The 15,603-nt window shown below is 71.1% G+C and carries 1 protein-coding gene (cut by both window edges); it reads right to left on the minus strand.

This entire window lies inside a single protein-coding gene on the minus strand: locus ABEB12_RS35875, encoding a DUF4781 domain-containing protein (protein WP_185063164.1). The 52,152-nt coding sequence extends 24,559 nt beyond the window's left edge and 11,990 nt beyond its right edge, so the window shows coding positions 11,991-27,593 (codon 3,997, partial, through codon 9,198, partial); the first complete codon in reading order (the gene reads right to left) occupies positions 15,600-15,602. Both codon boundaries (start and stop) fall beyond the window edges.

Genomic DNA, 15,603 nt, shown 5'->3' on the forward strand with positions numbered 1-15,603 from the left:
ACGGCGGCGAGGGTGGTGCCGGTGATGATGGTGGCGGTGGGGGAGACCAGCCACATCAGGCCGCCACCCACGACGATCATCGCCCCGTCGTCGAACCAGGTGGTCATCCGCGGCCCCGGCGTCGCATGCGAAGGGTTGTTGCGGGCTTCCTTGCGGAACGCGTTGATCGACTGCCACCCGATCGACACGGCCATCGAGGTGATCGTGATCAGGATCGCGCCCTTCAGCGCATCCCCGCCCAGGGCGTCGCCGAGGAAGTTCGACCCGCCCCAGCTGACCGGCACCGACAACCGGACCAGCCACGACCAGTGCGCGACATCGAAGATCGTGATCGCCAAGAACCGGCCCCACCGCCGCAACGGCTTGTTCACACTCGGGTCGTTGGCGTCCTGATCACCCGCCGCGAGACGGGGGAGCTTGCCGGCGTAGAGGAACCCGAAGTGCGACGCGGCGAACCCGACCGTCTCGATGAACGCCCACGCCGCACCCCACGCGGTCGGGATGTTCGCGTGCAACGACACCACAAACGTCGCCGTGTGCGCGGACAGCAAGCTCAGGTGCAGCCACCGGGTATTCTCGATCCGCTGCCCCAGATCACCCGGCAGAGCATTGCGCAGCGTGGACACCACGGCCCGGACGAACATGCCCATCGTCGAGGCCAGACCCCACACCAGACCCCACACCGGACCAGCGGTCATCGCCAGCACACCCGCGACCACCCCGAGGAACAGCACGGTCGTGCCGAAACCACCCGAACCCGGACTCGGCGCCACCGGACCCCCCGGCGTCCCCGGCGGACCGTTCCGGTTGAACCACCACAGGGCGAGCACGGTCGCGCCCCACACCTGCGCCGCCACCGCCACCCCGGCCACTAGACCCATGCCGGCCACATCCGCAACCACCCCGGCGACCACACCGAGACCGGTACCAATCACCGCGATTCGCCGATCACGAAGGCTGGTGGGCAGGCCCATATTGGTGAGCACGGAGGGCTTCGCGGCGATCACGAACGCGAGCAGGACACCAGTGGTGGCGACGAACCAGTCGAAATGCCCCAGCCACAGGCGTTCGAACCCGTAGAACGCCAGCGAGGCAAACACCACCCGACCGGCCAACGGCATCAGCGGGAACACCGGGGAGGTCCCGCCCTGCTTGGCCGCGATCCGCGCACCCCACGCGGTGACGTGATTCGCCCACTCCGTGCGCACCAGGTAACCCAGGCCCACACCCAGTGCCACCAACGGCGCCACCGCCACCGGCAACCACGCCCCACCCAACACACCCACCGGCAACGCCAGCTGCACAGCCAGCACCCACACCGCGGTCATCAGCGCGGTGAACCCGTAGCGCTTGAGCGTCGGCACCCGCGCCGAGAGCAGGTAGCCCTTGCCGAACGCCGCCATCACCGGCGCCATCGCCACCGCGAACAACAACACATCCGCCGTGGCAAATAGCGTGTTGGCCCAGAATCCGAGCTGCCCGAACCCAGCCCAGCCCGAGGCCTGCAGGATGTCCAACGCGCCCGGCGCGTGCAGATACAGGTTCAGCAGCCAGGAGCCGGCGATCCCGATTACCGCGGTCTTCGTCCACCCAGCCGACAGGCCCAGCGCGTTGAGCCGCGACACCGTGCCCCGCCCGGAGAACATCGCGAACCCGGCCGCGATGGTCAGCGGCCACGCCGAACCCAGCCACAACGCCACACCCGCCAGCGCCGGCAAACCAACAACCAACGCCAGAGTCGGCGCCCGCGCCTGAATCGGCGACCACAACAGCCGCAGCAGCGCCGCCACCCCAGCCGCCGCGACAGCCACCCCGGCAATCCGCGCCGGGAGGTTCCCACCGGTGAACGCGACCAGCTCCAGCGTCACCATCCCGGCCGCCAGCACCCCGGACACCAAGCTGGCGCGGCGGTGGCTGCTCAGCGGCGCGGTCCAGTGGGTGAACACATCGCGTGCCGCGCTGATGAACGTGGCGAACCCGCCCTTGAGCTGAGCCCACGCGCCCGGGCCACCCGGCACTCCGGGACCCCCAGGTCCACCAGGGCCACCGGGGACACCGGGACCACCGGGAGTGCTGCCCGGAGGCCCGCGCTTGAGGATGTAGCCGATCACGAACGCGGCCACCGCCGCCAAGCCGGTGCCGGTGATGATCGTGGCGGTCGGGGAGACCAGCCACATCAGACCGCTACCCACCACGATCATCGCGCCGTCGTCGAACCAGGTGGTCATCCGCGGACCCGGCGTCGCATGCGAGGGGTTGTTGCGGGCTTCCTTGCGCAAGGCGTTGTAGGACTGCCAACCGATCGACACCGCCATCGACGTGATCGTGATCAAAATTGCGCCCTTGAGAGCGTCGCCGGCCAGCGCGTCGCCGAGGAAGTTCGACCCACCCCAGCCGGCCGGCACCGACAACCGGACCAGCCAGGACCAGTGCGCGACATCGAAGATCGTGATCGCCAAGAACCGGCCCCACCGCCGCGGCGGGCTGTTCACCGACGGGTCGTTCGCGTCCTGATCACCCGCCGCCAGACGCGGAAGCTTCCCGGCATACAGGAACCCGAAGTGCGAAGCGGCGAACCCGACCGTCTCGATGAACGCCCACGCGGTACCCCACGCGGTGGGAATGTTCGCGTGTAGGGAGATCACGAACGTGGCGGTGTGCGCGGCCAACAACGCCAGATGCAGCCACCGGGTGTTCTCGATCCGCGTGCCCAGGTCACCAGGCAGCGCGTTGCGCAGGGTGGACACCACCGCGCGGACGAACATGCCCATCGTCGAGGCCAAGCCCCACACCAAGCCCCACACCGGCCCGGCGGTCATCGCCAGCACACCAGCCACCACACCCAGGAACAACACGGTCGTGCCGAACCCACCCGGACCAGGACTCGGCGCAACCGGCCCACCCGGAGTGCTACCCGGCGAGGCGTTGCGGTTCAGCCACCACAGGACGAGCACCGTCGCGCCCCACACCTGCGCCGCCACCGCAACACCGGCCACCAGACCCATACCGGCAACCCCGGCCACCACCCCGGCGACCACACCGAGCCCGGCGCCGACACCGGCGATCCACCGATCCCGCGTCGTCGCCGGCAGCCGCATCCCGGTGAACACCGACGGCTTCGCGGCGACCACGAACGCGGTCAGCACACCGGCCGTGGCGACAAACCAGTCGAGGTGCCCCAACCACAGCCGCTCGAACCCGTAGAACGCCAACGAGGCAAACACCACCCGACCGGCCAGACCCGCCAACGGGAACACCGGACTCGCGCCGCCCTGCTTGGCCGCGATCCGAGCACCCCACGCGGAAACGTGACTCGCCCACTCGGCCCGCACCAGATAAGCCAGCCCGACACTTAGTGCCACCAGCGGTGCCACCGCCACCGGCAGCGCCGCGCCAGCCAGCACCCCGACCGGCAGGGCCAGCTGCACGGCCAGCACCCACACCGCCGTCGCCAATGCGGTAAACCCGTAGCGCTTCAACGTCGGCAACTGCGCCGACAACAGGTAGCCCCTGCCGAACGCGCCCATCACCGGCGCCATGGCCACCGCGAACAGCAACACATCCGCCGTCGCGAACAGCGTGTTGGCCCAGAACCCGAGCTGACCCAACCCAGCCCAACCCGACGCCTGCACCACATCCAACGCACCCGGCGCGTGCAGATACAGGTTCACCAACCACGACCCGGCAATCCCGACCAGCGCCGCGCGCGCCCAACCCGCCGAGAGGCCCAGCGCGTTGAGCCGCGAGAGCGTGCCCCGACCGGAGAACATGGCGAACCCGGCCGCGATCGTCAGCGGCCACGCCGAACCCAGCCACAACGCCACACCAGCCAGCGCCGGCAGACCAACAACCAACGCCAAGGTCGGCGCGCGGGCCTGGATCGGTGACCACAACAACCGCAGCAGCGCCGCCACCCCAGCCGCGGCGGCGATCACGCCAGCGATCCGAGCCGGGATGTTGCCGCCGGTGAACGCGATCAGTTCCAGGCTGACCATCCCGGCGGCCAGCGCGGTAGAGGCCAGGCTGGCCTGGCGGTGCGCGGTCAGCGGTGCGGTCCAGTGGGTGAACACATCGCGCGCCGCGTTGAACAGGCCGGTGATCGCGTTCTTGAGTTGCGTCCATGCGCCCGGGCCACCCGGGGGACCGCGCTTGAGGATGTAGCCGATCACGAACGCGGCCACCGCCGCCAAGCTGGTGCCGGTGATCACCGTGGCGGTGGGGGAGACCAGCCACATCAGGCCGCCACCCACGACGATCATCGCCCCGTCGTCGAACCAGGTCGTCATGCGTGGACCGGCGGTGGCGTGTGAGGGGTTGTTCAAGACCTCCTTGCGGAAGGCGTTGTAGGCCTGCCACCCGATGGAGACAGCCATCGACGTGATGGTGATCAGGATGGCGCCCTTCAGGGCGTCGCCCGCGAGCGCGTCGCCGAGGAAGCCCGACCCACCCCAGCTGGCCGGCACCGACAGACGGACCAGCCAGGACCAGTGCGCGATGTCGAAGATGGTGATCGCCAGGAACCGGCCCCACCGCCGCGGCGGGCTGTTCACCGACGGGTCGTTCGCGTCCTGATCACCTGCGGCGAGACGGGGGAGTTTCCCGGCGTAGAGGAACCCGAAGTGCGAGGCCGCGAACCCGACGGTTTCGATGAACGCCCACGCCGCACCCCATGCGGTCGGGATGTTCGCGTGCAGGGAGATCACAAACGTCGACGTGTGCGCGGCCAACAGGGCCAGGTGCAGCCAGCGGGTGTTCTCGATCCGCGCGCCCAGATCACCCGGCAGCGCATTGCGCAGAGTGGACACCACGGCACGCACGAACATGCCCATCGTCGAGGCCAGCCCCCACACCAGACCCCACACCGGACCGGCGGTCATCGCCAGCACACCCGCGACCACACCGAGGAACAGCACGGTGGTGCCGAACCCACCCGGACCCGGACTCGGCGCCACCGGACCACCCGGAGTCCCCGGGGGGCCGCCGCGGTTGAACCACCACAACGCCAACACGGTGGCGCCCCACACCTGCGCGGCGACGGCAACACCGGCCACCAGGCCCATACCGGCCACACCCGCAGCCACCCCGGCGACCACACCCAACCCGGCACCCACACCGGCGATCCACCGGTCCCGAGCCGTGGCCGGCAGCTGCATGCCGGTGAACACCGACGGCTTCGCCGCGATCACAAATGCCACCAACACACCGGCGGTCGCGGTGAACCAGTCGAAATGCCCCAACCACAGCCGCTCGAACCCGTAGAACGCCAACGATGCGAACACCACCCGGCCGGCCAGACCAGCCAACGGGAACACCGGGGAGGTGCCGCCCTGCTTGGCCGCGATCCGAGCACCCCACGCACCGATGTGACCCGCCCACTCGGCCCGCACCAGGTAGCCCAGCCCGACACCCAAAGCCACCAGCGGCGCGACCGCGATCGGCAACGCGGCGCCACCCAGCACCCCGACCGGCAGCGCCAGCTGCACAGCCAGCACCCACACCGCGGTCATCAGCGCGGTGAACCCGTAGCGCTTGAGCGTCGGCACCTGGCTCGACAGCACATAGCCCTTGCCGAACGCCGCCATCACCGGCGCCATCGCCACCGCGAACAGCAGGACATCCGCCGTGGCAAACAGCGTGTTCGCCCAGAACCCGAGCTGACCAAACCCGGCCCAGCCCGAGGCCTGCAGGATGTCCAAGGCGCCAGGTGCGTGCAGGTAGAGGTTCACCAACCAGGAGCCGGCGATCCCGACCAGCACGGTCCTGGCCCACCCGGCCGACAGGCCGAGCGCGTTGAGCCGCGACACCGTCCCCCGACCGGAGAACATCGCAAACCCAGCCGCACCCACCAACGGCCACGCCGAACCCAGCCACAACGCCACACCAGCCAGCGCCGGCAAACCAACAACCAACGCGAGGGTCGGCGCCCGTGCCTGGATCGGCGACCACAACAACCGCAGCAGCGCCGCCACCCCAGCAGCCGCAACCACCACACCAGCGATCCGAGCCGGCACGCTTCCGCCGGTGAACGCCAGCAACTCCAGGCTCACCATTCCAGCCGCCAGCACAGTGGAGGCCAGGCTGGCCCGGCGATGGCTGGTCAGCGGCGCGGTCCAGTGGGTGAACACGTCGCGTGCCGCGTTGATGAAGGTGGCGAGCCCGGCCTTGATCTGCGCCCACACACCCGGACCACCCGGCGGGCCGCGCTTGAGGATGTAACCGATCACAAACGCGGCCACCGCCGCCAACGCGGTCCCAGTGATGACGGTGGCGGTGGGGGAGACCAGCCACATCAGGCCGCCACCCACGACGATCATCGCCCCGTCGTCGAACCACGTGGTCATGCGCGGACCCGGCGTCGCGTGCGAGGGGTTGTTCAAGACCTCCTTACGGAAGGTGTTGTAGGCCTGCCAGCCGATGGACACCGCCATCGATGTAATCGTGATCAGGATCGCGCCCTTGAGCGCGTCACCCGCGAGGGCGTCACCGAGGAACCCCGACCCACCCCACGCGGTCGGAACCGACAACCGCACCAGCCAAGACCAGTGCGCGATGTCGAAGATCGTGATCGCCAGGAACCGGCCCCACCGCCGCAGCGGGCTGTTCACGCTCGGGTCGTTCGCGTCCTGACCACCCGCGGCCAGACGCGGGAGCTTCCCGGCATAGAGGAACCCGAAGTGCGACGCGGCGAACCCGACGGTTTCGATGAACGCCCACGCCGTACCCCACGCGGTCGGGATGTTCGCGTGCAGGGACACCACGAACGTCGCCGTGTGCGCCGCCAACAGACCCAGGTGCAACCAGCGAGTGTTCTCGATCCGCTGCCCCAGATCCCCCGGCAACGCGTTACGCAGGGTGGAGACCACGGCGCGCACGAACATGCCCATCGTGGAGGCCAAGCCCCACACCAGACCCCACACCGGTCCGGCGGTGATCGCCAGAACACCGGCGACCACGCCGAGGAACAGCACCGTGGTGCCGAACCCACCTGGGCCGGGGCTCGGCGCGACCGGGCCACCGGGCGTCCCTGGGGGACCGTTGCGGTTGAACCACCACAGAGCGAGCACGGTGGCGCCCCATACCTGCGCGGCCACCGCAACACCGGCCACCAGACCCATACCGGCCGCACCCGCCACCACCCCGGCGACCACACCCAGACCGGCACCGACACCCGCGATCCACCGATCACGGACGCTGCTGGGCAGCCGCATACCCGTGAGCACCGACGGCTTCGCGGCGATCACGAACGCGGTCAGCACGCCGGCGGTGCCGACGAACCAGTCGAAGTGCCCCAGCCACAGGCGCTCGAACCCGTAGAAGGCCAGCGACGCGAACACGACCCGGCCGGCGAGCGCGGCCAGCGGCGCGGCCGGTGCCGGCTGACCCCGCTTCGCGGCCAACCAACCAGTCCACTCGGCCCGCACCAGGTAAGCCAGCCCGACACCCAGGACCACCAGCGGCGCCACCGCGACCGGCAACGCGGCCCCACCCAGCACCCCGACCGGCAGAGCCAGCTGCACGGCCAGCACCCAGACCGCGGTCATCAGCGCGGTGAACCCGTACCGCTTGAGCGTCGGCACCTGAGCCGACAGCAGGTAGCCCTTGCCGAACGCGGCCATCACCGGCGCCAACGCCACCGCGAACAGGAGCACGTCGGCGGTGGCGAACAGGGTGTTGGCCCAGAACCCGAGCTGACCAAACCCAGCCCAACCCGACGCCTGCACCACATCCAACGCACCCGGCGCGTGCAGGTACAGGTTCACCAACCACGACCCGGCAATCCCGACCAACGCGGTCCTGGCCCACCCGGCCGAGAGACCGAGTGCGTTGAGCCGCGACAACGTGCCCCGACCGGAGAACATCGCAAACCCGGCCGCACCCACCAACGGCCACGCCGAACCCAGCCACAACGCCACACCAGCCAGCGCCGGCAAACCAACAACCAACGCCACAGTCGGCGCACGCGCCTGAATCGGCGACCACAACAACCGCAGCAGCGCGGCCACCGCCACACCGCCGGCCACCACACCGGCGATCGTGGGCAGCACACCCGAGCCGCCGCGCAGGAACGCGACCGCCGTCAGCGACGCGATCACCGCGGTCGCCGCCAGCCCGTTGCGCCAGCGCGCGGGCAGCGGCGTCGACCCCTTGGTGAACATGCCCCACACCTGGCCGGCGAAGGTCCTCACCCGGGTCCACGCACCGGACCAGCCACCGCCGGATCCACCGGACCCACCCGGACCGCCGGGCACGCCCGGGCCGCCGCGGTTGAGGAACCAGATGACCAGCGCGGTCGCACCCCAGACCTGGGCGGTGACCGCAACACCGGCGACCAGGCCCATACCGGCAACCCCGGCCAGCACGCCCGCGCCCACACCGACCAGCCCGCCGACCAGCGCGATCACCTGGTCGCGAACCCCGGTGACCCGGATGCCGGTGATCGCGGTCGGCTTGGCCGCGAACACGAACGCGGTCAGCACGGCCGCCGTGCCGATGAACCAGTCGAGGTGCCCCAGCCACAGCCGCTCGAAGCCGTAGAACGCCAGCGAGGCGAACACGACCCGGCCGGCCAGCGGCGCCAGCGCACCGGAAGGCCTGGCCCAACCGAACCTGGTCGCCCAGTCCGCGGCGGCCAGGTAGGTCAGCCCGACGCCCAGCGTCACCAGCGGCGCCACCGCCACCGGCAGCGCCGCACCACCCAGGACGCCCACCGGCAGGGCCAGCTGCACGGCCAGCACCCACACCGCCGCGCCCAGCACGGTGAAGCCCCACCGCTTGAACGTCGGCACGTGCGCGGCCAGCGAGTACGTCCGGCCGAACGCCTTGGCCACCGCGTCCAGCGCGAAGCCGAACAGCAGCACGTCCGCCGCCGCGAACAACCCGTTGGCCCAGAACCCGAGCTGACCGAACCCGGCCCAACCCGACGCCTCGAGCACGTGCCACGCACCCGGCCCGTGCAGGTACAGGTTCACCAGCCACGACGCCGCGATGCCGATCGTGGCGACGCGTTTCCACCCGTCCGAGAGGCCGAGCGCGTTGAGCCGCGACAGCGTCCCCCGGCCGGAGAACATCGCAAAGCCGGCCGCGATCGTCAGTGGCAACCAGGCACCCACCGCCAGCCCGAGGGCGGCCAGTGAGAGCCCACCGACGACCAGCGCGTAGGTCGGCGCGCGCGGCTGGATCGGCGACCACAGCGCCCGCAGCATGGCCAGCACGGACAGCGAGGCGGCGATCACGCCGGCCACCGAGGCACCCACGCCCGAGCCGAAGACCAGCAGCCCGAACGCCGTGCCCGCGCCGACCCCGGTGGCGGTGACCAGCCCGGCGATCCAGCGCGAGGACGGGGCGGTGGACCAGTCGGTGAACACCTTCCGCGCGTCGCCGAGGAAGCCGCGCACCCTGCCCCAGTTCCGCCAGGCCAGGATGCCGGCGACCAGCCCGGTCAGCGCGCCACCCAGGCCGAGCAGCCAACCCAACGGGCTGCCGCCGGTGGAGGGCTGGCCGTGGCCGGGCGGCGCGGTTTGGCTGGTGCTCGGCCGCGGCGTGTGCGTGCTCTCACTCGGCGACGGCGAGCTCTCGCTCGGCCGCGGGGACTGCGAACTCTCGCTCGGCTGGGGCGACTGCGAGCCCGGCGGAGGAGTCTGCGAGCCCGGGGGCGGGGTCTGCTGGCCCGGGGGCGGGGTCTGCTGACCCGGGGGAGGAGTCTGCTGACCCGGCGGCGGGGTCTCGCCGGGCAGGGTGACCTTCTTGGTGCCGTAGCCACCGGCCGGAATGTTCAGCACCTCACCCGGCACGACGTCGTCGGCGCTGTGGTGCGCGAACACGCTCCCGTTGGCGTCGACGATGACCGCCGGGTCGGTGTAGCCGTACCTGGTGAACAGGCCGAACCGGGCGATCACCAAGGTGACCGAGTCGTAGCGGTGACCGGTCTTGACCCTGCTGGTGATGACCCAGACCGGGGCGGCGTCCTCGGGCAGGTAAAGCTCGGTACCCGGGGCGAACGCCTCGTCCAGGCTGGACGGCCAGTTCTCGACGTGCCCGTTGACCGCGCGCAGCTGCGCCTCGGTGAAGCGTGCGCCGTCGCGGTTGCGCAGGCCCTCGAGCCAGCGGCGCAGCGTGTCGCCCTTCTGCGTGTGCGCGACCCGCAGCTCCACCGTCTTGCCCTGCTGCTGCACCACGACCGTCTGCGTACCGGCGTAGGCGTGCGCGTCCGTCGGGGTGAAGCCGATGCCCAGCCCGGCGACGAGCGCGAGCAGCCCACCGGCGACCCACTGGGTCCAGGTGCCGCGCGGCGCCACCGCGTGCGCTCCGACCAGCACGGTCAGGCCGGCGAGGAACCCGGCGCCGGCCACCACGATGAACGGTGCGGTCGCGCCGGCCAGCGCGAGCAGCGGGGCGGCGCCGGTGAAGAAGGTGCCCAGCAGGCCCGGGGGACCGCGCGCCTGCTGGAAGTACCGCAGCATACGCAGCGCGCCCCAGGCGGCCACCGCCGCGCTTGCGCCGATCAGCAGCGGCACCGCCGCGCCGAAGCCGAGGACCGCGAACCCGCCGCCGATCAGGCCACCCGCGACCAGCGCGATGGCCAGCACCCGCGCCCGGGGCCGGCTGATCCGGAACCGCGGGCCCGGGGTGGTGCCGGACGGGCCGGTCGGCAGGTTGCCGCCGTTGCGGTCGCCGCCGTTCGCCTGGACGGGCAGCGGGCCCGCGATGCCGATCGCGTAGAGCCCGCCGACCACGCCGAGGCCGAAGATGACCAGCGCCGGCACGGTGCCTACGACCACCGCGGCCACCACGGCGCTGAACATGGCCGGCAGGAAGCCGTGCAGGAAGATCGTCAGCCGGGTCGGCAGGCCGCGGCTGCGGGTCGCCGCGTCGCGCAGCAGGGTGGCGACCAGGCCGCCGGCCACTGCGACCGCGCCGAACAGCATCGGCATGGTGACCTCGAACCCGCCCACTGTCACCGGGGCGCCGATGGTGGCCAGCCCCATGACGCCGGCGCCCAGCACGGTCATCAGGCCGACCTGGATGAAGGTGGCGCCGCGGCCGAAGCCACCGGACCGGGTCCACCAGTTGTTGCCCTCGCCGCCGCGGATTTCCCGTCCGACCCAGACGATCGGCCGGCCGCCCAGCCGGGACAGCACCCAGCTCGCGGTGGCGATGTCGTCCTCGCTCCAGCGGAAGCCGTGGTTGTCGGCGGAGTTCCGCAGCGCCTCGGCGCCGGCCGCCCTGGACACCCGGGCCGACCTCAGCAGGCCCATCAGCTCGACGTGCAGCTGGTGCACGGCCACCCGGTCGGTGGTGTGGTACGCGGTGTAGCGCAGGTGGGCCAGGTCTCGCGCGATCTGCTCCGGCATCCCGTTCGCCCGCCACCAGGCGATCAGCAGCGCGGTGCGGATCAACGCGCGGTTGGTGGCTGGGTCGGCCCGGAGGAACGGACGGTTCAGCAGGACCATCCGCTGCGCGGCGGCGCGCAGGTCGCGCTCGGCCTGCTTCAGATCGGCCTCGGCCCGCTTCAGGTCGGCCCGCGCCTGCTTCAGCGCGGCCCGTGCCCGGTCCAGCGCGGCCTTGTTCTCTTCGGTCTGCTCGCGCTTGTACTGGAGCTCGGCGCTCCGCAGGTTCTGCTCCGCGTGCCGCACCGTCCATCCGGCCGTGCGGACCTCATCGCGGTGGTACTGGAGCTGCCGCTCGGCGTCCTCCCGCGCTTGGCGGGCGTCCGCGCGCGCCTTGAGGATGGCCGCACGCTGGGCCTTGCGGTCCTTGGCGTCGGCGATCGCGGCTTCCAGCGCGTCGATCCGGGCCTGGATCTGCGCGACCACCGCGTCGGCGCGCTCAGCCAGTGCCTCCAGCCGGGCCTGCTCGGCCGGGTCGCTGGTCTGCCCGGCCAGCTGCCGGAAGTGGTCGGCCAGGTCGCTCGCGTGCTGCTGCCGCTGCTGGATACCCCACACGCCGTTCGCGTGCAGCCGCGCCTGGATATCAGCCGCGATCTTCTCGGCCTTCTGGGCCATTGCTTCCAGCCTGGCCCGCTCGGCCGGGTCGCTCTCCTGCGCGGCCCTTGCCCGGAGCCTCTCGGCCACGTCGGTGGCCTGCTGGTACCGGCTGCCGGTAGCCGTGTCGCCCCGCGCGATCAGTGCGTCGTCGGCCGCGGCCTGGGCGAAGAACTCCCGCTGCTCGCGCGCGTTCTCCCGGTTCTTCTGGTAGTAGGCCGACCACTGCTCGCTGCGCTTGTCGTACGCCCACTTACCGAACCGCGATTCGGCGCTGAACTTGTCGCCCACCCACACGAGCGGGTTGACCATCTGTCCGGGCGGCGCGACCCGCTCGTACATGTTCCTGCGGCCGCGACCGCCACCGCCGCCACCGCCGCCACCGAACTCCATCGGGTCCATGAACGGCGTGGTCTCGACCGGCAGCAGTACAGGACCGCGCGGACCAATGGGGTTGCTCGGGCCACCCGCGCCACCCAGGTTGGTGGTGACACCACCGGTGAGGGGCGAGCCGCCCGCGTTGTGCGTGCCATTCGAGCCACCCAGGAAGCCGAAGCCGGTCGGGCCGCTCGTGGTGTTCAGGTCACTCGTGTTGGCGTTCTGGTTGTACGGGCTCCTCGTGTTGTTGGTCGTGGGGTCGTACGTCGTGGTCCGCGAGCCGGAGTCGTGCTGCCCGGTCGCCGACCTGGTCTGTCCAGTCGTCACCTCGCCGGTCGTCGGGTTGCCGTTGCCGTTCTTGGCACCGAGCTGCTGCCCGGCACCGGGTGCCTCGACGACCTGCGCGGCGGCGGGCCTCGAAGCCTGTTCCGACATTGGGGCTTCGACCGGGACTGGTCGAACGGTCGCCCCGGTGAGGAACACGACCAGCACGGCCGTCGTCATGGCCCGCTTGGTGCCGTTCCACACCTTGCCCAACGCCTGCCGCCACTGGGACGGGGTGTTGGACGTGTTCTCCGCGGTGGCGGGCGCCTCGGCCTGCTGCCGTGCACCGCCGTGCGGAGCTTGAGAGGTGGTGCCGGCACCCGGCGGGTCGGTACCGGAGACGTTGCCGTTCTCCTTCGATCGCTCGGGTGCGAAGCCACTGGTCCGGCTACCACCGGACTGGCTGGTGTCGGTCGTGCCGGTCTGCTTCGGGGAGCCCGCCAGGTCGCCACCGCTGCCGTGCTCGACCGGGCCCTGACGTCCGGCGCCGGTCGGGCTGGTCGGGTTGGTCGGCGGGGCCGGGTCGGGGTTGGGGTTGGCTGGGTTCGGGTTACCCCGGCCGCCCGGACGGCTTGCGCCGGTCCCGGTGCCGGTCCCCGTGCCGGTGTCACCGGTCGAGACGGGCCGGTAGGTCACCGTGTAGGCGGGGCCGCTTTCGCCCTGCCCGGGCACGGAGGCTGGGCCGGGCTGCGGGTTGCTCGGGGTCGAGGTGCCGCCGGTACCACCGCCGGAGCCGCCACCGGTACCACCGCCGGAGCCGCCGCCGGACCGGCCACCGGTGCCGCCGCCGGACCCACCACCCGAGCCGCCGCCCTGCTGGCCGCCTTGACCGCCCTGGCCGCCGCCCTGGCCCGAGCCACCCCGGCTGCCGAACAGGCTCTCGTGCAGGGCGAGCACAGCGTCGAGGCTGATCTCCTTGAACGCCTGCAGCGCCTGGGCCGGTGTGCTCTGCTCACCGGGGTTGGGGGCGCCAGGCTCGCTGCCGCCCCGGGGCGCCGGTGCCTGGTAGCTGGCGACCATTCCGGTGGGCTGCGGGCCGGCCTCGGTGCGGACGATGCCGGCGCGGCCCGGGATGCCCATGTAGTTGATGCCGTTGATGCCGTTGATGGCCTCGATGACCGCGGTCTCGCTGGCGTTGATGCCCCGCTGGTTCAGGGCGCTCATGACGTCCGCCATGGTCATGATCCGGCCGCCGGTGGCGTTCTGTCCGCCCAGCTCGTCGACGATCGAGCGCACCTGGTTGCCGAGGCTGAAGTCGCCGCCGCTCCTGAAGTTGCCCCGCTCCACGAAGGTGTTGCCGTTGCGGTCGGTGACGATCCGGAACTCGGCGTTGTTCCGGGAGTTCACCGGCGCGTTCTCCACGGCCTCGCGGATCTGCCGCTCGCTCAGCCCGGTCGCCGCCCTGACCTGGTCCATGGTGGCCGAGCTACGCCGAGGCATGGAGTCGGTCAGCACGTCGTAGGCCGGCCGGTTCTCCGTGTCGGTCGGGACGCGCAGCGCCCGGAAGGCACCGGACTCCACAGTCGGGTTGCCCTCGTAGTCGCGGATGATCCGGAACGGCGCCTCGCCCCGGCCGTTCAGCGGCGCGGTGGCGATCGCCTCACGGACCTGCGCCTCGGTCAGCCCGGTGCGCTGCATCAGCTGCTCGATGGTGGCGGTCCGCTCGCCGCCGGCCAGCGCCTCGCTCACCAGGTCGACCGCCGAACGGCCCCTGGTGTTGCCCAGCGCCGGGTCATTGCCGGCCCACACCCGGCCCGGGACCATGCCCTCCTGGTAGAAGGCGCCCCGGATGCCGCGCGCGGCCAGCGGCGTCAGCAGCATCAGGCCACCGGTGGTCAGGCCCCACATGGCCTCGTTCTGCTGGCCCGGGGTCATCTTGTCCCAGTTGGCCCAGGTGGTGTAGGCGGAGTGCCCGTACATCAGGCCGAACGCGGCCATACCGCTACCTCGCGCAATGGCCCCGACTGCCGTTGTCGCAATGGGCCGCACCACCGAACCTACACCTATTAGGGCAGATGCACCCAGGGTGACGTAGTCGGCCACGGCCGCGGGATTGTCGAAGCCGTTCGACTGGCCGTGCTGCGCCCGCACGATGATGTTGCCGACGGCCTTGCCGACGAAGTAGCCGGTGCCGAAGGCGACACCACCCCAGCCGACCCCGGCCACGACCGGCGCCGCCGGACCGGTTAGCGGGCTGACCACGATGGCCAGGCCACCGAGGATGATCGCGCCCGGCGCGACCACGTAGTCCATCACCTTTTCGAACGTGGTGGTGTGGTGGGCGGAGGTCATGCTCAGCGGACTGTTTTCCTTACCCCAGTCCTCGCGGGTGATGATGTCCGAGTCGTCCGGCAGCGTGTTGTTGTCCCGGAAGTCCTGCAGGTCGTCGAAGTGCGCCCCGGTGGCGTCCACGTAGCCGACGACGTTGCCGTCGGAGTCCTTGACGCGGTACACCAGCATCGGCTGCCACTCGTCCTGGCCGCCCTTCCGGTAGAGCATCCGCTCCGCGTCGTAGGTGTAGCCGTCGCCGCCGAGGTCCTTCATGGCCTTGAAGACCTTGTCGCCGTCCTCGCGGTCCTCGAAGTCCTTCGGGTCCTCGCCCTTCTCCACGTTCCGGTCCCGGATCATCCCGTCGAAGCCGCTCACCGACATCTGGGAGGCCAGGTTGGCCAGCTCGTCCCGGGACAGGCTCTTGAAATACTCCTTCAGGTCGCCGGAGTAGTTGTCGAACTCCGGCAGGTTCTTGCCGGCCTTCATGGCGTAGTAGAAGTCCGACTTGCCGGTGGACGGCAGGGACAGCCGGCCCAGTGGGTTGTTGTCCGCGCGCAGGTCCAGGTTGCGGGTGATGCCGGTGTAGTTCAGCGCCGCCATGGTGCTGAACGGGGACAGCCGGTCCTTCCAGTCCTTCTGCTGCTTGTCC

The sequence above is a fragment of the Actinospineispora eucalypti genome (genome assembly GCF_039543365.1).
In the GTDB taxonomy this organism is placed as follows: Bacteria; Actinomycetota; Actinomycetes; order Mycobacteriales; family Pseudonocardiaceae; genus Pseudonocardia; species Pseudonocardia eucalypti.